Below are 26,362 nucleotides of genomic sequence, written 5' to 3'. Positions count from 1 at the left end.
CTTTTTTTATATCCGCCGTTCGACAAACAATGCCCTGCGGCGGCGCTATACTTGGACCGGGACGGGCAAACGCCCGGCCGACCGATCGGACGGGCGGTGCCGAAAAGGCCGTTTTGGCCCGGCGCGGGACGGCGCCGGGAAGGCCGGCCCTGCGTCCCGGACGCCGGGCGACGCGTTGCGGGCCCGTTTCGGCTCGGGCGCGGGGCGGAACCGGGCGGATCGTCCCCGTCGGCGCCGGCCTGGCGGCGGGCGGTCGAGGGAAAGGGGGGAGGACCGTCGTCGTCTATGCCGACCTGCTCTGGCTAATCGATTTTTTAAGCGACGCCCTTGCCCTCTGGCTGGCGGCGTACGCCCTTCGCCGGCGGATTTCCCTCGGGCGGTTTTTGGTCGGGGGGCTCCTTTTAAGCGGGGCGGTTTTCTTCCTGTTCGTGCCGCTTCCTCCGTTCCTCGCCCTTTTCGTCCGGGGCGCCTTTGCCGCCGCCGCGGTCGGTCTCGTCTTCCGGCCGCCGTCGGCCGGGGCCTTTTTCCGGGCGCTTGCGGCCCTCATCGGCGCTTATGCCGCCGTCGCGGGCTTTGCCCTCATGCTGGACGCTCTCGCGGCGCCGGTCGGGCCGGGGGCCGTGACGCCGGAGGGGCTCATCCGGCCGCTTCCGGCGCTATCGACCCTCGCCGCCGGCTTTGGGGTTGCCGCCGTCCTCGGCCGGCTGCATTTTCAGCCGCTCGACGTCTCGGGAGAGACGCTTGTTCGGTTGACGCTGACCGAAGGCGGGCGGAGCGTGACCCTCTCCGCCCTCATCGACACCGGCAATCACCTCGCCGATCCCCTTTCCGGAGAGCCGGTCGGGCTCGTGGCGCTCGCGAGCGTCCGGCCCCTTTTCGCGGACGACGGCGGTCCCGCCCGGCCCGGCGCCGGAAACGACGATCGCCGGGGGGACGAGGTCTCGGTGGGCCCGTCGCCGGAGGCGGTGCTTTCCGCCCTGCCGGAAGCCCTTCGCCGGCGCGCCCGCCTCATCCCGTACCGGGCCGTCGGCGCCGCCGGGCTCCTGGTCGCCGTTCGGTTCGCGGCGGCCGCCGTGGAAGGGCGCCGCGGTCGCCGGGCGCTTCAGGCGCCGCTTTTTGCCCTCGTGCCGGAGGCGCTCGATCCGGACGGCGTCTACGCCGCCGTGCTGCCGCCGGCGTGGCGCCCCGCCGCGTCCTCCCCGGAGCGCCGAGCTCATGAGACGGCGGACGTCTCCCGGTAGCCGGAAGCGGGAAGCGGCCCGTTTTGCCGCCGGTCGATGGCCCCGATCCATTTTCCCTTTGCTCGGCCGGCTCAAGACCGGCCAGCCCCAGAGAGAGGGGGATGCGCATGCGCTTTTGCCTTCGCTCGGCCGTTCGGCGGATGCTTCTTTCCCTTCGCCTGGCCGTCTTTCGCCTCCTTATCCGGCTTCGGCTCGTTCGCCGGCGTCCGGTGCACTATCTGAGCGGACCGGAGTCGCTTCCGCCTCCCCTTTCTCCGGAAGAGGAGGCGGCGCTCATCGAACGGCTCCGGTCCGGCGACCCTGCCGCTCGCTCGGCGCTCGTCGAGCGAAACCTCCGCCTCGTCGTCTACATCGCCCGGAAGTTCGACCAGCGCGGCACGGTGCTCGAAGACCTCATCGGCATCGGTTCGATCGGCCTCATCAAGGCGGTCAATACGTTTGATCCGGAAAAAAAGATCAAGCTCGCCACGTACGCATCCCGCTGCATCGAAAACGAAATCCTCATGTTTCTCCGGCGGAACCACAAGCTCCGGGCGGAGGTGTCCCTCGACGAGCCCCTCAACGTCGACGGCGACGGGAATGAACTCCTCATTGCCGACGTCCTCGGCACCGACGACGACGAGGTGGAGCGGGACATCGAGGCGACGGTGGAGCGGGAACTCCTCCACGCCGCCCTCGAAAAGCTGGACGCTCGGGAGCGGACGATCATGGCGCTTCGTTTCGGCCTCGAAGACGGGCGGGAGCTGACGCAAAAGGAGGTCGCCGACCGGCTCGGCATCTCCCAGTCGTACATCTCCCGGCTGGAAAAGCGGATCATCAAGCGGCTGAAGCGCGAGATCGACGTCCACGCCTGAAGGCGCTTTGCCGCGGCGCCCGGACCTTCGCCGGTCCTTTCCGGCTCTCTCCGCCGGCTTGACCGGCGCCCCTTCGGCGGCGCGATTCCCCGGCGCCCCTCCCGGGGCTTTGCCGCCGCTTCGATGACGGCGCCGTCGCTTTCTCAGGTTGCCGCCTGCCGCTTTTCGGTCGCCCTTCCGAAGCGTATGAAATGCGCCGGGCAGGGGATACTTTAGGCAGCGCTTCGATGCGCTCGGGCGGCGAGCGGCGTGCGGCCCGGCGCCGGACGGCGGGGGCGCCGGACGGTCAAGCCGGCGGCAACGCCTGGGAGGGACGTCGCGTGAGGATGAAGGTGGAGATCACCGGGGTGGACACGTCGACGCTCCCGGTTCTTTCCAACAAGGAGATGCGGGCGCTCTTTGAAGCGATGCATCGCGGGGATCCGACGGCTCGGGAAAAGCTCATCCACGGCAACCTCCGCCTGGTGCTTTCGGTCATCCAGCGGTTCAACAACCGCGGGGAAAACGTCGACGACCTGTTTCAGGTCGGCTGCATCGGACTGATGAAGGCGATCGATCACTTTGATTTGAGCCAAAACGTCCGCTTTTCGACCTACGCTGTGCCGATGATCGTCGGCGAAATCCGCCGTTACCTCCGGGACAACACCCCGATCCGCGTCTCCCGGAGCCTCCGGGACATCGCCTACAAGGCCCTGACCGTGCGGGATCGCCTCACCGCTCAGCGGGGCGAGGAGCCGACGATCGAGGAAATCAGCGCCGAGCTCGGCGTGCCGCGGGAAGAGGTCGTCTTCGCCCTCGAGGCGATCCAGGAGCCGGTGTCGCTCTTTGAGCCGATCTACCAGGACGGCGGCGATCCGATCTACGTCATGGACCAGGTAAAGGACGAGAAGGTCCGGGAGGCGTTCTGGGACGATGAAGTCGCCATCCGCCGGGCGCTCGACGACCTCGGGCCCCGGGAACAGCTCATCGTCGCCAAGCGCTTTTTTGAAGGGAAGACGCAGATGGAGGTGGCGGAGGAGATCGGCATCTCCCAGGCGCAGGTCTCCCGCCTGGAAAAAGCCGCCCTGAGACAGATGCAGCGACACGTCAAGCCCGGCGAATGACGCCTTCCGGCTTTCGAGCCGGCCCGGCCCGGTCGAGGCCGGAGCGCGGGAAAATCCGGCGGCCGTTTTGACCGGCGGCGGGGAGCAGAACGCCGGGGAGCGCCGCACCGGAGAACGCCGGACGGGCGGCGGGGATCGATCGGTCACCGACTCCGACTCCCGGCATATAGTGAGGGAGAGGAGAAAGCGGGTGACCGGGATGATCAAAATTTCCGAATTCCAGACCAAAGACGTCGTCGACGTCGCCGACGGCAAGCGCCTCGGCCGCGTGGGGGATCTCGAACTCGATCTCGTCGAAGGGCGGGTTCGGGCGCTCATCATCCCCACCGGCGGGCGCTTGTTCGGTCTTTTCACCGGCGGCGGGGAGATCGTCGTGCCGTGGGAAAACATCGTCAAGATCGGTGTCGACGTCATTCTCGTCCGGACGAGCGCCCCGCCCAAAACCCGCGATTACGCTTCCCTCGATGACGTTTTGGTCGGCGAGCGGCCGGAAGGCGCCGAGCGCCGGGAGCGGGTGGGAAAGACGTAGGGGGCGCGGCGAGGGGAAGGCGCACCGCAGGACGGCATCCGCCGGCGTCGGTTCGCCGACGGACCGCCTCGGTGGCGTGTCATTCGCCGAAATCTCCGGTATAATAAAAAGCGCCGGGCCGACCGGCAAGGAGGAACGGACGGATGGACGGGCTTCGGCCGAGCGAAGACGGCACCCTATTTCGCCTCGTCGGCTGGCCGGCCGACGTGCCGCCGGAGCGGCGACCGGTCGCCGGCCTCACGCGGGTATCGTTTGGTAATTTTGTTTTTTCGGATGACGAGCCGCCGAAGGCGGTCGTCGGGCGCCGACAGGCCCTCGCCGCGCGCCTCGGCGTCCCGTTCGAGCGGTGGACGAGCGCCCGGCAGGTCCACGGAAACCGGATCGCCGTCGTCGACGAAGGGGACATCGGCCGCGGCCGGGACGATCCCGCCACGGCGATCGACGCCGTCGACGGCCTCATCACCCGGACGGAGGCGCTCCTCGTCCTCTTTTTTGCCGACTGCCTGCCGATCTACCTGTATGCTCCTAAGGCCGTGGCCGTCGGCCTCGTGCACGCCGGCTGGCGGGGGACGGCGGCGAACGTCGCCGCCGAGGCGGTGCGGGCGTTTGCGACGGCCTTCGGCGTGCCGCCGGCGGACCTCTACGCGTACCTCGGCCCCGGCATCTGCGGCCGCGATTACGAAGTCGATGAGCCGGTCGCCGGGGCCCTTCGGTCGGCGTACGGGCCGGAGGTCCCGGGGCTCCGTCCGACCGGTTCCGGGAAATATCGCTTGGATCTTGCCGAAACGAATCGTTTTGCCCTCCTGGAAGCAGGAATTCCGGCGCACCGCGTCGAATGGACCCGTAGATGCACGACGGAGCCGGAGGCCGGCCTTTATTCCTACCGCCGGGACGGGCGGGCGGCGGGCCGCATGGCGGCGTTCATCGCCCTTCCGCCGGGTCACCGGGAGAGCGCGCCAATCGGTCCGGTCTGAAGGCGGCCGCCCTTGGGCCGGATGCCGGCCCGGCGTCTCGGGCATCGACGAAAGGGGGAGAGGCCTCATGATGCAGAAGGTGTTGACCTACCTCGGCCTCGCCGACGAGCGGGAGCCGGAAGCGGAAGTCGAAACGGCGGCGGAGCCGGTGCCGGAAGAGCCCCGGCGGGCGGGCCGCCGGGCGAACATCGCCCTCCTCGAGGACGCCCGGGCGAGACAGACGCAAAAAGTCGTCCTGATCGAACCGCGGTCGTTCAACGAGGTCAAAGAGATGGCGGATCACCTCCGGGCCCGCCGGACGGTCATCGTGAATCTCCACCGCATCCGGCCGGAGCACCTGCAGCGGATGAAGGACTTTTTGAGCGGGGCGGTGTACGTCCTGGACGGCGTCATCGCCCGCCTCGGCGAGGACGTCTACCTTCTCGCGCCGGATCAGGTCGACGTCCAGGGGGCAATCGCGACCTGGGAGGAACAGGAAGCTTCCAATGAATGATTTGCCTCACGGCCTTTGGGAACATCTTCATCCGGAAGAACGGCCTCTGGCCCGCCGGCTCGCCGACCTCGCCGGCCGGGCCCGGAACCGGGGGGAGTGGACGCTGACGCCGTTTCTCGACCCGGGAGAGCGGTCGGTGGCGGAGCTCGTCGCCCGTTCGCTCGGCGCCGGCGTTCGCTTTTACGGCGGCCATCCGGCGGCGGAGCGGGCGCGCGGGCTTTTTGTCCCGTCGGAGGCTCTCCCCTGGGTGGCGGACGATCCGGAGACGTTCGACCTCGGCCTCGTCGATGTCCGCTGGTCGCCGGCGTTCGGCGCCCCGGGGCACCGGGATCTCCTCGGTGCCGTCCTCGGCCTCGGGTTTGCTCGGGAGCGGCTCGGCGACATCCGCCTCGGCCCAGGCCGGGCGGAGATCGTGACGACGGCGGCGCTCGTCCCGGCGATCGCCATCGGCCTCGAGCGGGCCGGCCGGATCGGCGTCCGGGCGCGGCCGGGCGACTGGCAGGACCGCCTTCCGGCCGCCGCGCCGGAACGGGAGGTCCGGACGATTTCCGTCGCCTCCCTCCGCCTCGACGCGGTGCTCGCCGGGGCGCTTCGGCTTTCGCGGGAGCAGGCCCGCCGTCTCGTCGAAAGCGGCGCCGTCCGGGTCAACCACCGGCCGGAACGCGCCCCGGACCGGCCGCTTCAGGCGGGCGATCGGCTTTCCGTCCGGGGGTTCGGCCGGGTGGAAGTCGTCGAGCGGCTCGGCGCGAACCGTTCGGGCCGGGAGCGGCTCGTCGTCGCCCGCCTCGGCGGCCGGCGATGACCCGTTCGTTCAAAAGTTTCGCGGGTCAGAGCCGGAGGGAGGCCGGCGGCGGGGCGGCCCCGGGGCGGGAATCGGGGGGGCGTCGGCCGGGGGATCGTTCGTCCGGCGGCGAAGAAGGCTCAGCGTCGACGTGCGGGACGGGGCAAGAAAGGGGAGGGGCATGCCGCTTACGCCGCTTGACATACATAACAAGGAATTTTCCATCAGCTTCCGGGGCTACAACATCGACGAAGTGAACGACTTTCTGAATGAGATCATCAAGGACTACGACGAACTCCTCCGGACGAACGAGGCGCTCAAAAAGCGCGTCGCGGAGCTCGAGGAGCGCCTCCGGCATTTTGAAAATCTGGAAGAGACGCTCTCGAAGTCGATCATCGTCGCCCAGGAAGCGGCGGAAGAACTCAAGGCGAACGCCCGGAAGGAAGCGGAGCTCATCCTGAAAGAGGCGGAAAAAAACGCCAACCGTATCATCGACGAAGCGCTGACGAAGGCCCGGAAGGTGCAGATCGAGATCGAGGAGCTCAAAAAGCGGGCGACCGTCTACCGGAACCGCTTCCGAACGCTTCTCGAGGCCCAGCTCGAGATGCTCAGGTCCAACGACTGGGACAGCTTGACCGACCGGGAGGGCGGGGACGACGGGCGGACGCTTCCGTGACGGCCGGTCGATCGCCGAGCGCCTTCCCGGGCGGCCGGCCGTGCGCCGCTATTAGGGCCGGCCGCGGGGCGCTTCGGCCGGCCGGCGGCGGACGCCGATTTGCCGAAAAGCCGGGTCTTGCTTATAATGAGGAGAAGGTTTCCGGCGTTTCGGATCGACATGGAGGGAATCCGGTGGACTACCGCTCGACGCTCAACCTGCCCAGGACCGATTTTCCGATGCGGGCGAACCTGCCCCAGCTCGAGCCGAAAATTCAGGCCCGTTGGGACGCGATGCGGATCTACGAGAAAGTGCAGGCCCGGACGAAGGGCCGGCCGAAGTTCGTCCTTCACGACGGGCCGCCGTACGCCAACGGTGACATCCACGTCGGCCACGCGCTCAACAAAGTGCTCAAGGACATCATCGTCCGTTCCCGCTCCCAGATGGGCTACGACGCGCCGTACGTCCCCGGGTTCGACACCCACGGCATGCCGATCGAGCACGCGGTGATCACGCAAAGGGGCGTCGACCGGAAGGCGGTGGATCCGGTGACGTTCCGGAACCTCTGCCGGGATTGGGCGCTCCACTACATCGAACGGCAGACGGCGCAGTTTCGTCGTCTCGGCGTCCGGGGCGACTGGGAGCGGCCGTATGTGACGCTCGAGCCGGCGTACGAGGCGGAGCAGATCAAGGTTTTCGGCGAGATGGCCAAGCGGGGCTACATTTACCGCGGCAAAAAGGTCATCTACTGGTCGCCGTCGGCAGAGACGGCCCTCGCCGACGCCGAGATCGAGTACCGGGAAAAGACGTCCCCGTCGATTTACGTCGCCTTCGACGTGGTCGACGGGAAGGGCCGGCTCGAGCCCGGCGATCGGATCGTCATCTGGACGACGACGCCTTGGACGCTCCCGGCCAACCAGGCGGTCGCCGTCCATCCGGACTACCGCTACGGCCTCTTTCCGTCGCCCCACGGCCGGCTCCTTCTCGCCCGAGAGCTCGTGCCGGCCTTCCAGAAGACGACCGGCATCGCCCTCGAGGAGGAGGTGGCCCGCTTCAAAGGGGCCGAGCTCGAGGGGGTCCGGCTCAAGCATCCGTTTTACGACCGGATCGTCCCGGTCGTCCTCGGCGAGCACGTCACGCTCGACGCCGGCACCGGCGCGGTCCACACGGCGCCGGGACACGGCGAAGAGGACTACGACGTCGGCATCCGCTACGGGCTCCCGATCCTTTCGCCGATCGACGAGCGGGGCGTGTTTACCGAGGAGGCGCCGGGGTTTGCCGGCCTCTTTTACGAAGAGGCAAACGGCGTCATCATCGAGCGGCTTCGCGAAAGCGGCCACCTGCTTCATCACGGAACGATCCGGCACCAGTACCCGCACGACTGGCGAACGAAGCAGCCGGTGATCTACCGCGCCGCCGAGCAGTGGTTTGCCTCGATCGACGGCTTCCGGGAGGCGATGCTCCGGGCGATCGAGGACGTCCGCTGGATTCCGCCGTGGGGCGAGACGCGGATCGCCAACATGATCCGGGATCGGGGCGACTGGTGCATCTCCCGCCAGCGGCTTTGGGGCGTGCCGATCCCGATTTTCTACTGCGAAGACTGCGGCCGGCCGGTCATCACCGATGAGACGATCGAGCACGTCGCCGCGATCTTCCGGCGGGAAGGGTCGAACGCGTGGTACGCCCGGCCGGCCGCGGAACTCCTTCCGCCGGGTTTCCACTGCCCGCACTGCGGCGGGACGCATTTTCGCAAAGAGACGGACACGATGGACGTCTGGTTCGACTCCGGCTCGTCCCACGCGGCGGTTCTCCGGACGCACCCCGAGCTTAAGTGGCCGGCGGACGTCTACCTCGAGGGGTCGGATCAGTACAGGGGCTGGTTCAACTCGTCCCTGTCGACGTCGGTCGCCGTCTACGGTCGGGCGCCCTACGAGACGGTCATCGGCTGCGGTTTCGTCCTCGACGGGGAAGGTCGGAAGATGTCGAAGTCGCTCGGGAACGTCGTCGACCCGAACGACATTATGGCCCGCTACGGCGCCGACATCCTCCGCCTCTGGGTCGCCTCGGTCGACTATACGGCGGACGTCCGGATCTCGGAGTCGATCCTCCAGCAGATCGCCGAAGTGTACCGGAAGATCCGGAACACGTTCCGCTTCCTCCTCGGCAACCTCTACGATTTCGACCCGGCCCGGGACCGGGTGCCGCCGGAGCGGTGGCCGGAACTCGATCGCTACATCTACGCCCGCCTCAAAGCGGTCATCGCCCGGGTGCGGCAGGCGTACGAGGCGTACGATTTTCATGCCGTCTATACGGAGATCCATCAGTTTTGCGTCCAGGATCTGAGCGCCTTTTACCTCGATGTGACGAAAGATCGGATGTACACCCGCCTGCCGGACGATCCGGCGCGGCGGAGCGGGCAGAGCCTCATGCACGAGGCGCTCCGATCGCTCGTCGTCCTGCTTTCGCCGATCCTCCCGCATACGACGGAAGAGGTCTGGTCGTACCTTCCCGGGGAAAAGGCGGAAAGCGTCCAGCTGGTCGATTTTCCCGAGGCGGCGCCCTCCGAGGCCGATGAGGCGCTCCTTCGGGCGTTTCAGCCGCTCCTTCGCGTCCGGGAGGCGGTGCAAAAGGCGCTGGAGGAGGCCAGGCAGGCGAAAGCGCTCGGGAACTCTCTCGAGGCCCACGTCGAGCTCTATCCGGACGGCGAAACGTGGGACGCCCTGTCCCGATACGGGGAAGGGGCAACGCTCGCGGAGCTTTTCATCGTCTCGAAGGTGACGCTCCATCCGCCGGGGACGCCGGTGCCGGAGGGGGCGGTCGACGCCCGCGGCGTCGCCGTCCGGGTCCTCACCGCGCCCGGAAAGAAGTGTGAACGCTGCTGGATGGTTCTGGAAGACGTCGGGGCTCATCCGAACCACCCGACGCTTTGTGCCCGGTGTGCGGAGACGGTCGAGGCGCTCCAGGCGCGGCAGCGGTAAGGTCGGAGGGAGAGCGGGCGCGACAGGGGCGATCGAAGCGGGTGATTTGCGGTTCCGCCGCCGGCGGAGCCGTTTTTTTGTTGTGCCGGGAGTTCGGGAAGGGAAGGTGGGGCAGACTAAGGGTCGCCCGGTTGCCGAATGAGGCGGGGCGGCCGCCGTCGGGCGCCGGTTCGCCCGTCGCGGCCCGTCGGGAGATCGCCGGGCGCAGGAAAGGAAGGCGGGATAAGGAGGCGGACCGATGGCCGATCGTGAGACGTACCGGCGTCTTCTTCTCGCCGAACGGGAAGCCCTCCGGCGTCGGCTGGATGCGAACGAGCGGTTCGGGCTTCAAAACCGCGCCGGGGTGACGGAGCTTTCCCAGGTGGACAATCATCCCGCCGATGTGGCGAGCGATCTGTTCGAGCGGGAAAAAGACAGCGCCCACTACCACGATGCCCTGGCGCACTGGGAAGAAATCGACGCCGCCCTCCGGCGGCTCGACGACGGAACGTACGGCGTCTGCGAGCGTTGCGGGTCGGCCATCGATCCGGAGCGGCTTTGGGTCGTGCCGACGGCCCGATATTGCATCCATTGTCAGATGGCGATCGACGCCAAGCGGCGCCGCGACGTAGCGATCCGGGGCCGGGCGGTGCGGCCGGCGGAGGAAGGGCGAATCGTCGGCGTAGCGCCGGGCGACGACGCGTACGGCGTCGAAGGACCGGGGGTCGACGGAGAGGACATTTGGCAGATGCTCGAACCCTACGGCACGAGCGACGGCGGCGGACCGGTCAAAATGTGACTTTCGGCCTATCGCCGCTTTTTTCCTTTTCCGCTAAAATAGAGATAAACGCGGACAAAGGTGGACGATTCGATGGCTGAGGCGCCGGACGTTCGGAAGGTACTGGATCAATTTCCCTTTTTTTTGGGCTTCGGGCGTCGGTCGGACGCGGGCATCGTCCTCACCGCCGCTTATGGGGCCTGGGCGGCGCCGTTTGTGAAGCGGCTTGAGGCGGCGCCGGAAGGCCTGTCCTTGCAAGCGGCGTTTCCGGAATGGCATGTCGCCATTGAACGGTTTGTGACGTCGATGCTGGACGAGGGTCGGGCGGCGTGGCAGGCGCTTCGGATCGGGGACGACCTGTGGGACGTCTACGTGCTCCCGATCGGACGGGAGGCGTTCTGGGCGCTCGTCCTTCGGATTTCGGGGCGCCGCCGGGAGGGCGGGCGCTTCCCGGTCGAGGTGCTCGACCTCTTCGGCGTCCCGGCCCTCCTGCATCAGGACGGCCGGATCCGCTATGCGAACGAGGCGGCCCGGCGCCTGTTGGGCCGGCGGGGGATGTCGTGGACCGATCTTTCGCCGCTCAAATTGTTCGCTCCGGAAAGCCGGCCGGAGTTTTTAGACTCCCTCATCCACGGCCGGCCGGAGCCGCTCGTGCTTCGAGTGCTCGATGCCGACGGCGCCGAGCGGACGGCAGAGGTGCGGACGGTCCGCCTGCCGGAAGAAAGCGGCATGGCGTACCTTACGGTGATCGGCGGTCCGGAAAGCGCCGTCTTCCCGTCGGGAGAGCCGCTTCGCTACGACCCGAAAAGCGGGTTTTTCAGTCGGCTCGGCTTCTACCAGCGCTTCGGCGAGGCGCTCGATCAGGCGAGACGGAGGGATCGGCGGCTTGCGCTCGCGCTTCTTAACGTCGATCGCTTCAAGTTCATCAACGAGACGCTCGGTCACGCCTACGGCGACCGGCTGATCGCCGAGGTGGCGGAGCGGCTTCGGGGGGCGATCGACCCGGAGCGGATCGGTTGGGTGGGCGCCGACGAATTCGCCTTCTGGATCGACGGGGCTGATCGGGCGGAGTTTCAGGCGGCGCTTCGGCGGGTGCTCGCGGTGTTTGAGCGGCCGTTTCGCCTGAGCGAATATGACTGGCGCGTCACCGCCCGGATCGGCGCCGCCGTCTTTCCCGACGACGGCCGGACGGCGGATGTGCTCTGGCAGAACGCGGCCATCGCCCAGAACGAGGCGACCTCCGGCGAGGCGGTGCGGTTTTTTGCCCCGGAGATGGCGTCCCGTCGCCTTCGGCGCCTCTTGCTCGAGACGGAGCTCCGGGGGGCGATCGACAGCGAACAGTTTGTCCTCTATTTTCAGCCGCTGTATAATGTGGTCAGCGGCCGGATGATCGCTGTCGAGGCGCTTCTGCGCTGGCAGCATCCGACCCTGGGTCTCATCCCGCCGGGGGAATTCATTCCGGTGGCGGAGGAGACGGGCCTCATCGTGCCGCTCGGCCGGCGGGTGCTCTGGGAGGCGGCGGCGGAAATGGAGGGATGGCGACGAAGCGGCGCTTTTTCCGGCGAGGTGCACGTGAACATCTCGCTCCGGCAGTTTGAGCAGCCGGATTTCGTCGATCAGGTGCGGGCCGTCCTCGAGGAGACGGGTCTCCCTCCGTCGCACCTCGTCCTGGAGCTCACCGAGACGGCGATCATGCAAAACGTCGAAGAAAACGTCGCGCGCCTCCGGATGCTGAAAGGGATGGGGGTCAAGCTCGCGATCGACGACTTCGGCACGGGATATTCGTCGCTGTCGTACCTGCACCGGCTGCCGGTCGACACGGTGAAGATCGACCGGTCGTTCGTGAGCGCCGTCCACGCCGCCGGAGACGATGCGGTGATCGCGACGGCGATCATCCACCTCGCCCACGCCCTTGGCCTGAACGTCGTCGCCGAAGGGGTGGAGACGGCGGCGCAGGTCGAGTTTCTTTCGTCGAATGCGTGCTACGACATGCAGGGGTTTTATTTCGGCCGGCCGATGCCGAAAGAAGAACTGATGAAGGCGATGAAGTGAGGCGGATGGAGCGACGATCGTTGACCGGATGGCCTTACTACGGACTGGCGCTTTTCGTCTTTATTCTCGACCGGGCGACGAAGGCCTGGGTCGTGCGGACGCTTTCCCTCGGAGAGACGATCCCCCTCTGGCCGGGCGTGTTTCACATCACGGCGCACGAAAATGCCGGCGCGGCTTTTGGCCTCCTGCAGGGGGCGCGGCCGCTTTTTCTTTTCCTGACCGTCGGGGTCGTCGCCGGGCTTCTCTGGATGCTGCCTCAGGCGGCCCGGCGGTCTCCCTTTGAGGCGTCGGCGTACGGTCTCATCCTCGGCGGGGCGCTGGGCAATTTCGTCGATCGGGCGGTGACAGGCCGGGTCGTCGATTTTCTCGACGTCCGGATGATCCACTACCCGATCTTTAACGTCGCCGACTCGGCGATCACCGTCGGGGCGGGGCTTCTCGCGTGGCATTTCCTCGTTCGACGGAGGGAGGCCGGATGACGGAGACGTCCGTCTCGGATCGGCGGAAGGGGGCTTCCGCTTTGGAAAAAGGGCATCCGGCGGCGCCGGATTCGATCGCGCCGGCGCCAGATGCCGGCGGGGCCAGGGGGGGACCTTCGTTCGCCGATGAAGGGGCGCCGGACGGCGCTTCCGGTGCGGCGGAGCCGGGCGCCGGCGTCGAAGGGGCGGAGGCGATCCGTCCGGACGGGGCCAAAGATGCGGGGGCGGCCGCGGCGCCGGCGGAACCGGTCGGAGACGCTCTCGAGGTCCCGGGCGAAGACGGGGCGGGAGAGCGCTTCTTTACGGTCGGCGCCGAGGCGGTCGGCCTCCGGCTCGACGTCGCCGTAAGCCGCGCCCTCGAGGTCTCCCGGGCCCAGGTCAAAAAATGGATCGAAGCAGGCCGGGTGACGGTCGACGGTCGAGCCGCCCGGCCGGCGGAGCGGCTTTCCGGCGGGGAGGCGATCCGCGTCCGGCCGCCGGCGCCCCGCCCGGCCCGGCCCCGGCCGAACGCCCTCTCCCTTCGCATCGTGTACGAGGATGCGGTCCTCGCCGTCGTCGACAAACCGCCGGGGATGAGCGTCCATCCGTCGCCGGGACACGACGACGACACGCTCGTCAACGCCCTCTTGTATCACCTGAAGGCCCTCTCCGGCATCGGCGGGGAGCTTCGGCCGGGCATCGTTCACCGCCTCGACAAAGACACGTCCGGCCTTCTGGTCGTGGCGAAGACCGACCGGGCACACCTCGCCCTGGCGGCGCAGCTTCAGGCCCGGACGATGAAACGGACGTATACGGCCGTCGTCTGCGGCGTGCCGGCGGAGGAGGTCGGCCTCATCGATCTTCCCATCGGCCGGCATCCCGTCGACCGGAAGCGGATGGCCGTCGTGCCGAACGGCCGGCCGGCCCGCACCCGTTACCGGGTCGTCCGGCGCTTTCGTCGCCATTCGATCGTCGAGGCGTCCCTCGAGACGGGACGGACGCATCAGATTCGGGTTCACTTTGCGGCGATCGGCCATCCCCTCGTCGGCGATCCCGTCTACGGGCGCTGTCGCTTTGGCGCCATGAGCCGGCAGGCGCTCCATGCGACCCGCCTCGGTTTCCGGCACCCGGAGACCGGGGCGTGGCTCGAATTTACCTCCCCGCTTCCGCCGGATCTGACGGCGCTCATCGACGCGCTGAGCAAAAATGAGGCTTGACGTCCGGCGCCCGTTCGGGCATAATACCGTCGACAACCGAACGACTTTTGCGCAGGGATTCACCGATTGAGCACCACCTTTAAAGGCAGTCCAGAGAGGCTGACAAGGTGGTCGTCCCCGGCGCCCAGAAGGATCGGACGCCCGTTTGGCCTGTGGAACGGCCGGGCCGGCGGAAGATCCCGGTCGGGCGGCCGCCCGGGGTTCGGCGGCGGGCGTTTGAAAGCGGGATCGTCCGCCGAACGTCGGGCGGGTTCGCCGATCCCGTTCGATCCTTCGCCAGGAGACGGCGCGCCGTCGAACGGTCGGCGGACGGCCGGTTTTGCCCGTCGACCGTCCGATGCGGCCTCCGTCGGGCGCCGGTTTTGCGCCGGCCCGAGGCGTTCGGGCCGGCCGCGGCAGGGAAACGACCCCTCTCTCTGGAGAGGGGATTTTTTTATGCCGCTCATGGCAAAAAGGCCGGAAGGAGGACGCCGATGCGGGAGATCGTCGACGCGCGGGAGATGCGCCGGATGATCGTCCGGCTGGCGCACCAGATCGTCGAGAAGAACAAAGGGACGGAGGGGCTCATCCTCATCGGCATCAAGACCCGCGGCGTCCCGCTCGCCGGGCGGCTTCAGGAGGCGATCCGGTCGATCGAGGGGGTGGAGGTTCCGGTCGGGGCGCTCGACATCACCTTGTACCGGGATGACCTGACGCCGATCGATCCGAGCGGAGACCCGGTGGTGAAAGGGAAGCAGCTGCCGGAAGACCTCACCGGCCGGCGGGTCGTCCTCGTCGACGACGTCCTCTACACCGGGCGTACCGCCCGGGCGGCGATGGAGGCGGTGATCGACCACGGCCGGCCGGCGGTCATCCAGCTCGCGGTGCTCATCGACCGGGGGCACCGGGAGCTCCCGATCCGGGCCGATTATGTGGGAAAAAACGTGCCGACATCCCGCCGGGAGCGGATCGCCGTCGAACTCGCCGAGACCGACGGTCGGGACCGGGTGCTCCTCCTGGGCGAGGCCCGGTAATGGGCCGCCGCGCCGATTTCGGCTCCGGGGGTCCCCATTCACGAAATGCACGAAGGAGGCCGTCCGATGACGAACCGAGAACGGAGCCCGAACGCGCAAGCGCCGCTCGTGGCCCGGCCGATCTACGACATCGAAGAGACGCCGCCGATCCTCACGCTCCTTCCCCTTTCCCTCCAGCATGCGCTGGCGATGTTCGGCGCGACCGTCCTCGTGCCGCTTCTGACCGGCCTGGACGTCCAGGCCGCCCTCCTTTCGAGCGGCGTCGGGACGCTTCTCTTCCTCGCCGTCACCCGGGGCAGGCTGCCGAACTATCTCGGCTCGTCGTTTGCCTTCATCGGTCCGATCGTCACCGTCGCCCACGCCCGAGGGATCGGGACGGCGCTCCTCGGGGCGCTTCTTTCCGGGGTCGTGTACATGCTCATCGCCCTCGTCGTCGCCCGCGCCGGCGTCGGCTGGCTCGACCGGCTGCTTCCGCCGGTCGTCATCGGTTCGATTGTCGCCGTCATCGGTCTCGCCCTCTCCGGCGTCGCCGTCGGCTGGGCGCTCACGGACCCGGTGAGCGGCGAATACGGCCTCGGGGCGGTCGAGGTGGCGTTTGTCACGCTGGCCCTCGTCGTCGCCGTGAGCGTCTTTTTCCGGGGCTTCCTTTCGGTGATCCCGGTGCTCACGGGCATGCTCCTCGGGACGGCGTACGCTTACGTCCGGCATCCGGAGTGGTTTACGACCGCCATCGGCGGGCTTCCGCCGGCGGTGGAACGGATCGCTTCCGCCCGGTGGTGGACGCCGCCGGGCCTGTTCTACGCCGAGCACATGCACACCGGAGAGGTCCTTCGGGCGATGGCGACGCCGGAAAACTGGCTGTACGCCCTCGTCATCGCCCCGGTCGCGTTTGTCACGCTGGCGGAGCACGTCGGGCACCTGCTCGTCACCGGGAACGTCGTCGGGCGCAATCTCATGCCCCAGCTCCCCCGGTCGCTCTTCGGCGATGGCCTCGCCATCTCGGTCGCCGCCTTGATCGGCGGGCCGCCGAGCACGACGTACGGGGAAAACATCGGCGTTCTGGCGATCACCCGCGTCTTCAGTCGGGCGGTGCTCGCCGGCGCGGCGTTTTTGGCCATCGCCTTCGCCTTCGTGGAAAAGATCGGCGCCTTCCTCATGAGCGTCCCGAAGCCGGTCCTGGGAGGCGTGACGATCGTCCTCTTCGGCATCATCGCCGCCCAGGGGCTCCGCATGTTCGTCGAATACGGCATCGACGTGGCGGAAAAGCGGAACATGATCCTCATCGCCGTCATCCTCGTGGCCGGGATCGGCGGCTTTAAGCTCGAGTTTCACGACGTGTCGCTCGCGCACCTCCTCATCAACCTGACCGTCGACAACATCGCCATGGCGACCTTCCTCGGCATCGCCCTGCATGCGATCCTGCCGGGGAAGGCGAGCGCCTACGGCACCCGCGGCCGGAACGCCGCGTAAGCGAACGAGGACGTGCGCCCCTCGCGAGGGAGGGGCGGCGACGCCGAACGGCCTAAGGAGGATCGACGATGGGATGGCATCTCCTGGATGAAACCGATCGAAGCGTCGCCTGGGCGGAGGCGATCTTTCGCCGCGCCCGGGCGTACCAGCGGGCGTTCGCGGAAAAAAGAAACGCGGCCGCCGGCCGGAGGGCTTGGGCCGTCGCGGCGGCGCCCTGGACCGGAGCGGCGGTGTCGGCGGCCGCCGGCCGGACGGTGGCGCTCGCCTTTTTCGAGCCGAGCACCCGGACGCGCCTTTCGTTTGAGCTGGCGGCCCGGCGCCTCGGCGCCGACGTCCTCGACCTCGACGTCCGGCGGTCGAGCGTGGTCAAAGGGGAAGAGGAGCGGGAGACGCTTCTCACCCTGGAAGCCCTCGGCGCCGAGGTGATCGTCGTTCGGACGGCACGGGACGATCTCCGTCCGGACGCCGGCCGGCTCACCCGGGCGACGGTCGTCGCCGGCGGGAGCGGAATGCATGCCCATCCGACGCAGGCGCTCCTCGACGCGTACACCCTCCTCGAGGCGTTTGGCCGGTTGGACGGCTCAGGTCCCCTGCGCCTGAGCGGGCTTACCGTCGCCCTCGTCGGCGACGTCCGGCACAGCCGGGTGGCGGCGTCCCTCCTGCGCCTTCTCCCCCGCCTCGGCGCTCGGGTCGTCGTCGCCGGTCCGCCGACCCTCGTTCGGAGGGACGACGGCCTCGTGCCGGAGGCGGCGGTCGTTCCGTCGGTGGAAGCGGCCGTCGAGATGGCCGACGCCGTCGTCCTGCTTCGCCTGCAAAAAGAGCGGCTTTCTCCGCAGGACGTGGCGGCCCTCGGCGGAGATGTGGACGTTTTTTTGGCGACGTACCTCGATCGATACGGGCTGGACGCCCGAAAGGCGAGGCGCCTCCGGCCGGGGGCCGTCGTGCTGCATCCGGGGCCCGTCTGGCCCGACGTGGAAATTGCCCGGGCGCTTTTGGACGATCCTCGGGTGCTCGTCCGGCGGCAGGTGGAAAACGGGGTGTTCGTCCGGATGGCGGTCCTGGCGGACGCCCTGGGGCTTTCCGAAGACGAAAAAACCGGTGCCGCGGCGACCCCGGGCGCTTTCGCGGCGTTCGGCGAAGCGCCCGGCGACGCGAAAGCGGCCGGCACGGCGCCCGGCGGGATCATGGCGGCCGGTGATGCGCCCGGCGAACCCGAAGCGGTCGGCGGGACGGACGCTTCGGCCGAGGGGGAGGGGGAGGCCGGTGCGGCGGTGGATCGCGAACGGGCGCCTCTTTACCCCTGACGGCAAGGAAGCGGTCGGCCACCTCGCCGTCGAAGGGGGCTGGATCGCCGACGTCCGCTTTGGCCCGCCGCCTCCGCCGGCGGAAGTGGCCTTGGACGCCGAAGGGCTGTGGCTCTTTCCCGCCTTCGTCGACGTCCACGTCCACTTCCGGGAGCCGGGCCAGACCCATAAGGAGACGATCGAGACGGGCAGCCGGGCCGCCGCCCGGGGCGGGTTCGCCACCGTCGTCATGATGCCGAACACCGATCCGCCCCTCGACCGGCCGGAACGGTTCCGGGCGGCGCTTCGGCAGGCGGCCCGGACGGCCCGGGTGCGGGTCTACGGGACGGCGGCGATCACCCTCGACCAGCGGGGGGAGACCCTCGTGGACATGGCCGCCCTCGCCCGCCTCGGCGCCGTCGGCTTTACCGACGACGGCCGGGGGATCGCCCGCAGCGACGTCATGCGGGCGGCGTTTCGGCTCGCCCGGGCGGTCGACCGGCCGATCCTCATGCACAGCGAGGACGCCGCCCTTTCCGCCGGCGGGGTGTTCCGGCCGGAGGCGCCTCCCATCCGCCGGGGCGTGCGGCCGTGGCCGAAGGAGGCGGAGGCGGCGCCGCTTTTTCGGGATGTCCTCCTTGCCGCCGAGGCGAAGGCCCGCTATCACGTCCAGCACGTCTCGACGGCCCTTTCCCTCGAGGCGATCGCCCTCGGCCGGCGCCTCGGCGCCGACGTGAGCGCCGAGGTGACGCCGCACCACCTCATCCTCACGGCGGAAGACATCCCGGACGTCGATCCCGACACACCGGAAGGGCGCCGGCGCCTCGGCCCGTACAAGATGAACCCGCCGCTCGCGCCGGCGGCGGACGTGGACGCCCTCCGGCGGGCCCTCGCCGACGGGACGATCGACCTCGTCGCGACGGACCACGCCCCCCACGCCGAGGACGAAAAGGCCCGGCCGATCGACCGGAGCCCCTTTGGCATCGTCGGCCTGGAGACGGCCTTTCCGCTTCTTTTCACGGCCCTCGTCCGGACCGGACACCTGACGCTCCGGCGGCTCGTCGAGGCCATGTCCGTCCGGCCGGCGGCGCGCTTTCGCCTCCCCGGCGGCCGGATCGCGCCGGGTGCTCCGGCGGACGTCGTCCTCGTCGATCTCGAGACGCCCCGTCCGGTCGATCCGACGACGTTTTTCTCGAAAGGAAAAAACACGCCCTTTGCCGGCCGGGTGCTCTACGGCTGGCCGGTGGCGACCTTCGTCGCCGGCCGGGTAATTTACGCCGATCCGGACCGCGTGCCGCCGTCCGCGCTCCGGCGCTTCGGCGGGCGCTGAGCGCCGGGCAAGCGGCGCCGGATCGGAGACCGGTTCCGGTCCGGTCCGGGATCGGACCGGAACCGGTGACGCTTTTTCGGTCGGACCGATCTCGCCCCGGCTTCGCCCGCCGTTAACCCAGAAAGGAGTCCGTGCGATGCCCCTTCGACGTGACCTTCGCCGCGTGCTCATCCTCGGTTCCGGGCCGGTCGTCATCGGTCAGGGGGCCGAGTTCGACTACGCCGGCTCCGAGGCGTGCCGTGCCCTCCGGTCGGCCGGCCTCGAGGTCGTGCTCATCAACAACAATCCGGCGACAATCATGACCGACGCCGAGACGGCGGACCGCATCTACTTCGAGCCCCTTACGCCCGAGGCGGTGGAGGCGGTGATCGAGCGGGAGCGGCCCGACGGCCTCCTCGCCGGTCTCGGCGGCCAGACGGGCCTGAACCTCGCCCGAGGGCTGGCGGAGCGGGACGCCTTCCGCCGTTTCGGCGTCGCGCTGCTCGGCACGCCCCTTTCGGCGATCGAAGACGGCGAAGACCGCGAGCGCTTCCGCCGGAAAATGATCGCCCTCGGCGAGCCGGTGCCGCCGTCCGAGGCGGTCGCGTCGGTCGAGGCGGCCCTCGCGTTCGCCGACGCCCACGGCTATCCGGTCTTCGTCCGGCCGGCGTACACCCTGGGCGGCACCGGGGGCGGCAGCGCCGGCGATCCGGAGGCGCTCCGGGAGGTCGTCGGCCGGGCGCTTCAGGCGAGCCCGATCCACCAGGCGCTCGTCGAAACGAGCCTCCTCGGCCTGCGGGAGATCGAGTTTGAGGTCGTCCGGGATGCCGACGATCGGGCGGTCGTCGTCGCGGCGATGGAAAACGTCGACCCGGTCGGCGTCCACACCGGCGACTCGATCGTCGTGGCGCCGCCTCAGAGCCTCCCCCCGGCGGTCGTCCGGCGGCTCGCCGGGGCGGCGGCCCGGATCGTCCGGGCGATCGGCGTCATCGGCGGCGCCAACGTCCAGTTCGCCTACGACCCGGGGCAGGACCGCTATTTTGTGATCGAGCTCAATCCGCGGGTGAGCCGCTCGAGCGCCCTCGCCTCGAAGGCGACGGGCTATCCGATCGCGTACGTGTCGGCGCTCCTCGCCGCCGGCTTCACGCTTCCGGAGATCGAACTGCCGACGACCGGCCGGCGGGCCGACGAGCCGCCGGTGCTTCGGGACGTCGTCGTCAAATGGCCGCACTTTCCGTTCGATGCCTTTCCGGGGATGAGCCGTCGCCTCGGGACGGAGATGCGGGCGACCGGGGAGACGATGACGATCGGCGGGACGCTGGCGGAGGCGCTCCTCAAAGGCCTTCGGGCCCTCGAGCTCGGGCTGGATCACCTGATCGATCCGGAGGTGGCGCGCCTTTCGGACGCCGAGCTTCGGGCCGAGCTCGGAGCGTCGGACGACCGGCGGCTCTTTCGCCTCGCGGAAGCGCTCCGCCGCGGGATGCCGGAGGAAGAAGCGGCGCGGGCGTCCGACCTTCCGCTCGCTTTCGTCCGACCGATCGCCGAAATCGTCGCGGCGGAGCGGCGCCTCCGGGAGGAGGGGCTCCAGGCCGCGGCGGTTCGGGCGGCGAAGTCCCTCGGCTTTTCCGACCGGACGATTGCCGTCTTGACCGGTGAGACGCCGGATGCCGTCCGGCGCTTTCGGGAGGCAAACGCGATCCGTCCCCGCTGGACCGATGGCGGCCGGGCGGCGCCGGGGCGGACGCCGCCCCTCTGGTACGGGACGTATGCCGGGGCGCCGGAGGAGGAGGCTCCGTCCGGCGGCAGGGAAGGCGGCGCGGCGGCTTCGGCGGGGCGGCCCGACGGCCGTCCGACGGTCGTCGTCCTCGGCGCCGGGCCGATCCGGATCGGGCAGGGCATCGAATTCGACTACGCCACCGTTCACGCCATCCTCGAAGCGAAGGCCCGGGGCTATCGGGTGGCGATCGTGAACACCAATCCCGAAACGGTGTCGACCGACTACACGGTCGCGGATGCCGTTTACGTCGAGCCGGCCTCTCAGGAGGAAGTGCTCGCCGTCCTCGAACGGGAGCGGCCGGTCGGCGTTCTCGTTCAGTTCGGCGGGCAGACGGCCCTCCGGCTTGCCCATGCCGTCGATCGGGCAGGCTGGCCGATCCTCGGGACGCCCCTTTCCGCGATCGATGCGGCGGAAGATCGGGCGAAGTTCGACGCCGTGCTCGAGCGGCTCGGCCTCCGGCGGCCGCCGGGCATCGCCGCCCGGACGGCGGAAGAAGCGCTCGAGGGCGCCCGCCGGCTCGGGTTCCCCCTCGTCGTCCGGCCGAGCTACGTCCTGGGCGGGCGGGAGATGGCCATCGTCCGGGACGAGGCGGCGCTTCGGGCGTACCTCGGCCGCTTTTTGCGGGAGCGTCGGGAGGTGCCGGTGCTCCTCGACCGGTACGTCGAGGGGGTGGAGCTCGAAGTCGATGCCCTCACCGACGGCCGGGAGGTGCTCATCCCGGGGATCCTGAAGCACGTGGAGCGGGCCGGCGTCCACTCCGGCGATTCGATCGCCGTCTTTCCGGCGCCGGACGTGCCGGAGGCGATCCGACAGGCCGTCGCCGAAGCGACGGCGAAGATCGCCCTGGATCTCGGCGTCCGGGGGCTCCTCAACGTCCAGTTCGCCGTCCAGGGAAGCGACGTCTTCGTCCTCGAGGCGAACCCCCGGGCGTCCCGGACGCTTCCCTTCCTGAGCAAGGCGACGGGCCTACCGCTTCTCCGCTGGGCGACGGCGATCATGCTCGGGGAGACGCTGGCCTCCCTCGGGGCGCCGTCGGGGCTCCTTCCGCCGCCGGAGGCGGTGTTCGTCAAGGCGCCGGTCTTTTCCTTTGCCAAACTGGCCCGGGTCGACGTGACCCTCGGGCCGGTGATGAAGTCGACCGGCGAAGTGATGGCCCGGGAGCGCGACCCGGCCCGAGCGCTTCTTAAGGCGCTCCGCATGGCCGGCGCCCTTCCGCTTCCCTTGCGGGCGGTCCTCTTTTCCATCGCCGATGCGGACAAACCGGCGGCCATTCCGATCGCCCGGGCGTTTTCCGCCCTCGGGGTCCGTCTCTTTGCGACGCCGGGGACGGCGGCGACTTTTGCCCGCCACGGCCTGGCGGCAGCGTCCGTGGAGAAAATCGGCGGCCCGCCGCCGACGGTGCTCGATCTCATCCGGGAGCGGACCGTTCAGGTCGTCGTCAACACCTACAGCCCCGGGTCGGAGGAAGAGACGGACGGCTTCCGCATCCGCCGGGCGGCGGTGGAGCGGGGGCTCTCCTGCCTCACGGCCCTCGATACGGCGGCCGCCCTCGCCGAGGCGTTGCAGGCGACCTTAAGGGACGGCGTCGGGGAGGGGCGGCGATGAGGACCGGCGCGGCCCGGATCGTCGGCCGCCGGGCGATCGGCCGGTCGATCGTCGAGCTCGCCCTGGCCGTTCCGCCGGCTTTTCCGGAACCCCGACCCGGCCAGTTCGTTCACGTGCGGGTGCCGGGAGACGCCCTCGTCCTCCGGCGACCTTTGAGCGTCGCCGACTGGGACGAGAGGGAGCGGGTCTTAAGGCTCATCTTCCGCGTCGTCGGCGAAGGGACGGCGCGCCTCGCCGCGCTTCCGGTCGGGGCGGCGGTCGACGCCTTTTTGCCGCCGTCGACCGGCTTTCCGCTTTCGGCCGTCCGGGCGGGGGAGACGGCCCTTCTCGTCGGCGGCGGCCTCGGCGTGGCGCCGCTTATCTTCCTCGCCCGGGCGCTTCATGCCCGGGGCGTCCGGGTGAAGGCGCGGATCGGCTTTGCTTGCGCCGAGGACGTCTTCGGCCTCCGGCGCCTTCGGGCCGTCGCCGACGTCGAGCTGTATACCGACGATGGAAGCGCCGGCGCCAAAGGCCGCGTCACCGACGGCCTCGGGCCGGAGGCGGCGTTTCATGCCGCCTTCGTCTGCGGGCCCGTGCCGATGCTCCGGGCGTTCCAGCGGATGTTCCGCGGCGACGGTCGGCCGATCTACGCTGCCCTCGAGGCGCGGATGGCCTGCGGCGCCGGCGCCTGCCGGGCGTGCGTCGTTCCGGTCGCCGAAGGGAGCGCGCTCCGCCACCGGCGAGTCTGCCGGGACGGCCCGGTCTTTGCTCTGGCGTCGCTTCACGTCGCCGGCGTTCCGGAAGACGGCTCGCCGGATGGAGGAAGGGGGTGGGCGGATGGCGGCGGTTTCGTTTGATCCCTTCCGGCCTCCCGAGCGTTTTCCGGCGCTCGAGCACGTCGCCTTCGGCCTCCGTTTCGCCAACGTCCTCATGCCGGCTTCCGGGACGTTCGGCTACGGGGAGGAGTTCGCCGAGCTCTACGATCTCCGCTGGCTCGGCGCCCTCGTCACGAAGGCGACGACCGGCGGGCCCCGGCTCGGCAACGGCACGCCGCGGGTCGCCGAGACCCCGTCGGGGATGCTGAACGCCATCGGCCTCGAAAATCCCGGCGTCGAAGCCGTCGTTCGGGAGGTGCTCCCGGCCGCCCGCCGCCACGGCGTCCCGATCATCGTCAACGTCGCCGGGAGCACCGAAGAGGAGTACGTCGCCGTCGTCCGGGCCCTTGCTGCCTCGCCCGACGTCGCCGCGATCGAACTGAACGTGAGCTGTCCGAACGTCAAGGCCGGCGGAATGGAGTTCGGCACCGACGCCCGGACGCTTTTTCGCCTGACGGAAAAGGTAAAGGCGGAAAGCCGGGTCCCGGTCATCGTGAAGCTCTCGCCGAACGTCACCGACATCGTCGCCTTGGCCCGGGCGGCGGAGGCCGGCGGCGCCGACGGATTAAGCCTCATCAACACCGTCGTCGGTCTGTCGATCGACGTCGGCCGGCGCCGGCCCCTCCTCTGGAACACGACCGGCGGCCTTTCGGGCCCGGCGATCCGACCGATTGCCCTTCGGATGGTGTACGCCGTCTACCCGCACGTCGCGATCCCGATCATCGGCGTCGGCGGGATCGAGACGGTCGACGACGTCCTCGCCTTTATCCTCGCCGGCGCCGAGCTCGTCCAGGTCGGAACGGCCAACTTCCGCGACCCGTACGTTCTCCCGCGCCTTGCGGCGGCGCTTCCCGAACGCCTTCGGGCACTCGGCGTCCGGCACATTCACGACCTTCTCGGCGCCGCCCATCCGCCGGCGGTTCGGGGCGAGAAGGCCGAAAGGAGGGCGGCTCGATGACCGCCGGGAAGGAAGCGGCGACGCCGGCCGCGGATCGCATCGTCGTCGCCCTGGACGTGGCGCCGGACGCCCTGACGGCGCTTCTTCGGGCGCTCGAAGGCGAAGCCCGCTGGTACAAGGTCGGCCTGAGCCTCTTTTACGCCGCCCACCGCGAAGCCATCGCCGCCGTCCGGGCGGCGGGCGGCAACGTCTTTTTAGACTTAAAGCTCCACGACATCCCGTCGACCGTCGCCCGGACCGTCGCTGCCCTGGCCGACCTCGGCGCCGCATGGCTGACGGTCCACGCCCTCGGCGGGCCGAAGATGCTCGCGGCGGCCCAGAAGGCGGCCGAGGGCGGGCCGAAGCTTCTCGCGGTGACGGTGCTCACCCATCACGATCCGTCCGAGCTTCGCCGCCTCGGCCTGGACGCGGAACCCGGACGGGCGGCGCTTCGTCTCGCGGGGGTTGCCGCCGAGGCGGGGCTGTTTGGCGTCGTCGCCGCGCCCGAGGAAGCGGCGGCGATCAAGGCGGCGTATCCGTCGCTCTTCGTCGTGACCCCGGGCATCCGGTGGTCCGGCGCGCCGGCGGCCGGCGACGATCAGGCCCGCATTCTCGATCCGGCGGCGGCGATCCGGGCCGGAAGCGATGCCCTCGTCGTCGGTCGGCCGATCTACGGAAGCGCCGATCCCCGGGCGGCGTTTTTGGCCGTCCGGGACGCCGTCGCCGGGGCGCTTCGGCCGGCTGCGGCCGACCGACCCGGGATCGGTCCCGTCGGTTCGACCGATGCCGGACGCGACGCTTTTTTGTCCCGCGGGCCGGGTCAAACGAACGGGCCGGGTCCCGAGTCAAGGAGGGAAGGCCGATGATCGATCCGTCCGCCCTGCCGACCGCCGAGGAGCAGGCGGCGGTCCGGAAGGCGCTCTTTGAGGTCGGAGCCGTTCGCATTTCGTTCGATCCGATGTTTACCTGGGCTTCCGGGCGGAAAGCCCCCCTTTACGTCGACGGGCGGCTCCTCTATGCCCATCCCGGTCCGCGACGGGCGGCGATCGCGGCGCTTTCGTCCGTCGCTCGACGACTCCGCCCGGTGCCGGAGGCGGTCGCCGGCGTCGCCACCGGCGGGATTCCGCCCGGGGTGCTCCTTGCCGACCGGCTCGAGCTTCCCTTTCTCTACGTGCGGCCGGCGCCGAAGGATCACGGCCGCGGCCGGCAGGTGGAAGGCGAGCTTTCGCCGGGCACCCGGGTGCTCATCGTCGAGGACATCGTCTCGACGGGCAAAAGCGCCCTCGCCGCCGCCGAGGCGCTTCGGGCCGTCGGCCTTCAGCCGACCGGCGTGCTTGCCCTCTACAGCCACCGCCTGCCGGAGGCGGCGGCGCTGGCGGACGCCGGACTTCCCTTAAGCGCCGTCCTCGACTTCCCGGCGCTCGTCGAGGGGCTTCCGGAAGCCGGCCACCCGACGTCCGCCGTCCGCGCCCTCAAAGCGTGGCATGCGGCGCTTTTTTCCTAAATGTCAGGACGACCGTCCGGCCGTCGACGGTGCGGTCCATCGACGCGGCGTCGACGGCCGCCGGAAGGGGGACGGAGACGGCCAGCGCCCGCGTGCGCCGTGCCTGAAAGGGGGCGACCGGATCGTTCCGTTCGACGATCTCGGTGTTTTGCATCTGCAGGGTGACGGCGTGCCCGGCGACGCGGGCGGTCAGCGCTTCCGGGGGGACGCCCGGGGGAAGGGCGACGCGGATGATGAAGCGTTCGCCGTCTTCCTCGGTCCCGACGGCCGGCATCGCCCGCGCGAACGCCCGGTCCAGGGCCTGCCACCACGAAGACCAGGGGATGAGATCCCACATGCATGGTCCCTCCTTCCCCGCCGCTTCGGCGGGGATTCCGGCGCCGACCCGACGGTCCGGCGCCATCGTCGCCCCGATCCGCCGGAATGGCGGAGCGGGGATTTTTCTTTCTTCCCGCAGCATACGCGCCGGGCGGGGAAAGCGGGACGGCGTCGGCCCTTTTCTTCCTCGTAATTTTCTG

The 26,362-nt window shown here is 69.6% G+C and carries 23 protein-coding genes; 22 read left to right on the top strand and 1 reads right to left on the bottom strand.

The window, feature by feature from the left end:
- Positions 1-29 precede the first annotated feature (29 nt).
- The 22 genes from SA87_RS08870 to SA87_RS08765 all read left to right on the top strand — a co-directional run bounded on the left by SA87_RS08870 (position 30) and on the right by SA87_RS08765 (position 25,844).
- Positions 30-1,241: a sigma-E processing peptidase SpoIIGA gene (locus tag SA87_RS08870; RefSeq protein WP_082718221.1), complete on the top strand. Its 1,212-nt coding sequence runs from the start codon at positions 30-32 to the stop codon at positions 1,239-1,241.
- A 107-nt stretch (positions 1,242-1,348) separates the two neighbouring features.
- Positions 1,349-2,095 carry an RNA polymerase sporulation sigma factor SigE gene (gene sigE / locus SA87_RS08865; protein WP_245637696.1) on the top strand — a complete coding sequence of 249 codons (747 nt, stop codon included), beginning with the start codon at positions 1,349-1,351 and terminating at the stop codon, positions 2,093-2,095.
- Between the two features lie 326 nt (positions 2,096-2,421).
- Positions 2,422-3,198: an RNA polymerase sporulation sigma factor SigG gene (sigG, locus tag SA87_RS08860; RefSeq protein ID WP_066202137.1), complete on the top strand. Its 777-nt coding sequence runs from the start codon at positions 2,422-2,424 to the stop codon at positions 3,196-3,198.
- 199 nt (positions 3,199-3,397) lie between these two features.
- Complete coding sequence (locus SA87_RS08855) at positions 3,398-3,727, top strand: YlmC/YmxH family sporulation protein (protein WP_066202284.1); 330 nt, start codon at positions 3,398-3,400, stop codon at positions 3,725-3,727.
- Between the two features lie 143 nt (positions 3,728-3,870).
- Positions 3,871-4,701 (top strand): peptidoglycan editing factor PgeF, encoded by an 831-nt coding sequence (pgeF, locus tag SA87_RS08850; protein ID WP_066202135.1) that lies wholly within the window; start codon positions 3,871-3,873, stop codon positions 4,699-4,701.
- A gap of 70 nt (positions 4,702-4,771) precedes the next feature.
- Positions 4,772-5,194: a cell division protein SepF gene (locus SA87_RS08845; protein WP_245637695.1), complete on the top strand. Its 423-nt coding sequence runs from the start codon at positions 4,772-4,774 to the stop codon at positions 5,192-5,194.
- On the top strand, positions 5,187-5,996 hold the full coding sequence (locus SA87_RS08840; RefSeq protein WP_066202130.1) for a YlmH family RNA-binding protein: 810 nt from the start codon (positions 5,187-5,189) through the stop codon (positions 5,994-5,996). Before SA87_RS08845 ends, SA87_RS08840 begins: the two co-directional genes overlap by 8 nt.
- Before the next feature lie 160 nt (positions 5,997-6,156).
- Positions 6,157-6,651, top strand: coding sequence for a DivIVA domain-containing protein (locus SA87_RS08835; RefSeq protein WP_066202129.1), 495 nt, complete (start codon positions 6,157-6,159; stop codon positions 6,649-6,651).
- Between the two features lie 173 nt (positions 6,652-6,824).
- The gene (gene ileS, locus SA87_RS08830) at positions 6,825-9,608 is read left to right on the top strand and encodes an isoleucine--tRNA ligase (protein WP_066202283.1); all 2,784 of its coding nucleotides are present in this window, start codon (positions 6,825-6,827) and stop codon (positions 9,606-9,608) included.
- Between the two features lie 238 nt (positions 9,609-9,846).
- Complete coding sequence (locus SA87_RS08825; RefSeq protein ID WP_066202128.1) at positions 9,847-10,386, top strand: TraR/DksA C4-type zinc finger protein; 540 nt, start codon at positions 9,847-9,849, stop codon at positions 10,384-10,386.
- Positions 10,387-10,446: 60 nt separating this feature from the next.
- Complete coding sequence (locus tag SA87_RS08820) at positions 10,447-12,417, top strand: putative bifunctional diguanylate cyclase/phosphodiesterase (RefSeq protein WP_169816946.1); 1,971 nt, start codon at positions 10,447-10,449, stop codon at positions 12,415-12,417.
- A 20-nt stretch (positions 12,418-12,437) separates the two neighbouring features.
- Positions 12,438-12,896: a signal peptidase II gene (gene lspA / locus SA87_RS08815; RefSeq protein ID WP_245637694.1), complete on the top strand. Its 459-nt coding sequence runs from the start codon at positions 12,438-12,440 to the stop codon at positions 12,894-12,896.
- On the top strand, positions 12,893-14,092 hold the full coding sequence (locus SA87_RS08810) for an RluA family pseudouridine synthase (RefSeq protein WP_082718465.1): 1,200 nt from the start codon (positions 12,893-12,895) through the stop codon (positions 14,090-14,092). Before lspA ends, SA87_RS08810 begins: the two co-directional genes overlap by 4 nt.
- A 473-nt stretch (positions 14,093-14,565) precedes the next feature.
- On the top strand, positions 14,566-15,105 hold the full coding sequence (pyrR, locus tag SA87_RS08805; protein ID WP_066202279.1) for a bifunctional pyr operon transcriptional regulator/uracil phosphoribosyltransferase PyrR: 540 nt from the start codon (positions 14,566-14,568) through the stop codon (positions 15,103-15,105).
- Positions 15,106-15,171: 66 nt separating this feature from the next.
- The gene (locus SA87_RS08800; RefSeq protein WP_066202124.1) at positions 15,172-16,575 is read left to right on the top strand and encodes a uracil-xanthine permease family protein; all 1,404 of its coding nucleotides are present in this window, start codon (positions 15,172-15,174) and stop codon (positions 16,573-16,575) included.
- A 68-nt stretch (positions 16,576-16,643) separates the two neighbouring features.
- Positions 16,644-17,879 (top strand): aspartate carbamoyltransferase catalytic subunit, encoded by a 1,236-nt coding sequence (locus SA87_RS08795; protein WP_066202122.1) that lies wholly within the window; start codon positions 16,644-16,646, stop codon positions 17,877-17,879.
- Complete coding sequence (locus tag SA87_RS08790; protein WP_066202121.1) at positions 17,839-19,188, top strand: dihydroorotase; 1,350 nt, start codon at positions 17,839-17,841, stop codon at positions 19,186-19,188. Before SA87_RS08795 ends, SA87_RS08790 begins: the two co-directional genes overlap by 41 nt.
- A gap of 136 nt (positions 19,189-19,324) precedes the next feature.
- The gene (carB, locus tag SA87_RS08785) at positions 19,325-22,549 is read left to right on the top strand and encodes a carbamoyl-phosphate synthase large subunit (protein ID WP_066202118.1); all 3,225 of its coding nucleotides are present in this window, start codon (positions 19,325-19,327) and stop codon (positions 22,547-22,549) included.
- A complete protein-coding gene (locus SA87_RS08780; RefSeq protein WP_066202116.1) occupies positions 22,546-23,385 on the top strand; it encodes a dihydroorotate dehydrogenase electron transfer subunit in 840 nt (279 codons plus the stop codon). Before carB ends, SA87_RS08780 begins: the two co-directional genes overlap by 4 nt.
- The gene (locus SA87_RS08775) at positions 23,366-24,361 is read left to right on the top strand and encodes a dihydroorotate dehydrogenase (protein WP_082718467.1); all 996 of its coding nucleotides are present in this window, start codon (positions 23,366-23,368) and stop codon (positions 24,359-24,361) included. The genes SA87_RS08780 and SA87_RS08775 overlap by 20 nt, the downstream gene beginning before the upstream one ends.
- A complete protein-coding gene (gene pyrF, locus SA87_RS08770; RefSeq protein WP_066202114.1) occupies positions 24,358-25,206 on the top strand; it encodes an orotidine-5'-phosphate decarboxylase in 849 nt (282 codons plus the stop codon). Before SA87_RS08775 ends, pyrF begins: the two co-directional genes overlap by 4 nt.
- Positions 25,203-25,844: an orotate phosphoribosyltransferase gene (locus SA87_RS08765; protein WP_066202112.1), complete on the top strand. Its 642-nt coding sequence runs from the start codon at positions 25,203-25,205 to the stop codon at positions 25,842-25,844. The genes pyrF and SA87_RS08765 overlap by 4 nt, the downstream gene beginning before the upstream one ends.
- On the opposite strand, the gene SA87_RS08760 is transcribed toward SA87_RS08765, so the two are convergent.
- Positions 25,813-26,181, bottom strand: a complete 369-nt coding sequence (locus SA87_RS08760) for an Hsp20/alpha crystallin family protein (RefSeq protein WP_082718468.1) — start codon at positions 26,179-26,181, stop codon at positions 25,813-25,815. The two genes, SA87_RS08765 and SA87_RS08760, sit on opposite strands and share 32 nt — an antisense overlap.
- Positions 26,182-26,362: the final 181 nt, after the last annotated feature.

It is taken from the genome of Hydrogenibacillus schlegelii, assembly GCF_001653195.1.
Lineage (GTDB): Bacteria > Bacillota > Bacilli > Thermicanales > DSM-22653 > Hydrogenibacillus > Hydrogenibacillus schlegelii.
Note: the sequence above shows the minus strand (reverse complement) of the source record. Positions and strands in the feature narration are given on the sequence as shown.

What these genes read in the sequence shown, in the direction of transcription:
- SA87_RS08870 (WP_082718221.1), top strand. Translation starts at nt 30, where the DNA reads ATGCCCTGCGGCGGCGCTATACTTGGACCGGGACGGGCAAACGCCCGG.
- sigE (WP_245637696.1), top strand. Translation starts at nt 1,349, where the DNA reads ATGCGCTTTTGCCTTCGCTCGGCCGTTCGGCGGATGCTTCTTTCCCTT.
- sigG (WP_066202137.1), top strand. Translation starts at nt 2,422, where the DNA reads ATGAAGGTGGAGATCACCGGGGTGGACACGTCGACGCTCCCGGTTCTT.
- SA87_RS08855 (WP_066202284.1), top strand. Translation starts at nt 3,398, where the DNA reads ATGATCAAAATTTCCGAATTCCAGACCAAAGACGTCGTCGACGTCGCC.
- pgeF (WP_066202135.1), top strand. Translation starts at nt 3,871, where the DNA reads ATGGACGGGCTTCGGCCGAGCGAAGACGGCACCCTATTTCGCCTCGTC.
- SA87_RS08845 (WP_245637695.1), top strand. Translation starts at nt 4,772, where the DNA reads ATGCAGAAGGTGTTGACCTACCTCGGCCTCGCCGACGAGCGGGAGCCG.
- SA87_RS08840 (WP_066202130.1), top strand. Translation starts at nt 5,187, where the DNA reads ATGAATGATTTGCCTCACGGCCTTTGGGAACATCTTCATCCGGAAGAA.
- SA87_RS08835 (WP_066202129.1), top strand. Translation starts at nt 6,157, where the DNA reads ATGCCGCTTACGCCGCTTGACATACATAACAAGGAATTTTCCATCAGC.
- SA87_RS08825 (WP_066202128.1), top strand. Translation starts at nt 9,847, where the DNA reads ATGGCCGATCGTGAGACGTACCGGCGTCTTCTTCTCGCCGAACGGGAA.
- SA87_RS08810 (WP_082718465.1), top strand. Translation starts at nt 12,893, where the DNA reads ATGACGGAGACGTCCGTCTCGGATCGGCGGAAGGGGGCTTCCGCTTTG.
- pyrR (WP_066202279.1), top strand. Translation starts at nt 14,566, where the DNA reads ATGCGGGAGATCGTCGACGCGCGGGAGATGCGCCGGATGATCGTCCGG.
- SA87_RS08800 (WP_066202124.1), top strand. Translation starts at nt 15,172, where the DNA reads ATGACGAACCGAGAACGGAGCCCGAACGCGCAAGCGCCGCTCGTGGCC.
- SA87_RS08795 (WP_066202122.1), top strand. Translation starts at nt 16,644, where the DNA reads ATGGGATGGCATCTCCTGGATGAAACCGATCGAAGCGTCGCCTGGGCG.
- carB (WP_066202118.1), top strand. Translation starts at nt 19,325, where the DNA reads ATGCCCCTTCGACGTGACCTTCGCCGCGTGCTCATCCTCGGTTCCGGG.
- SA87_RS08780 (WP_066202116.1), top strand. Translation starts at nt 22,546, where the DNA reads ATGAGGACCGGCGCGGCCCGGATCGTCGGCCGCCGGGCGATCGGCCGG.
- SA87_RS08775 (WP_082718467.1), top strand. Translation starts at nt 23,366, where the DNA reads ATGGCGGCGGTTTCGTTTGATCCCTTCCGGCCTCCCGAGCGTTTTCCG.
- pyrF (WP_066202114.1), top strand. Translation starts at nt 24,358, where the DNA reads ATGACCGCCGGGAAGGAAGCGGCGACGCCGGCCGCGGATCGCATCGTC.
- SA87_RS08765 (WP_066202112.1), top strand. Translation starts at nt 25,203, where the DNA reads ATGATCGATCCGTCCGCCCTGCCGACCGCCGAGGAGCAGGCGGCGGTC.
- SA87_RS08760 (WP_082718468.1), bottom strand. Translation starts at nt 26,181, where the DNA reads ATGTGGGATCTCATCCCCTGGTCTTCGTGGTGGCAGGCCCTGGACCGG.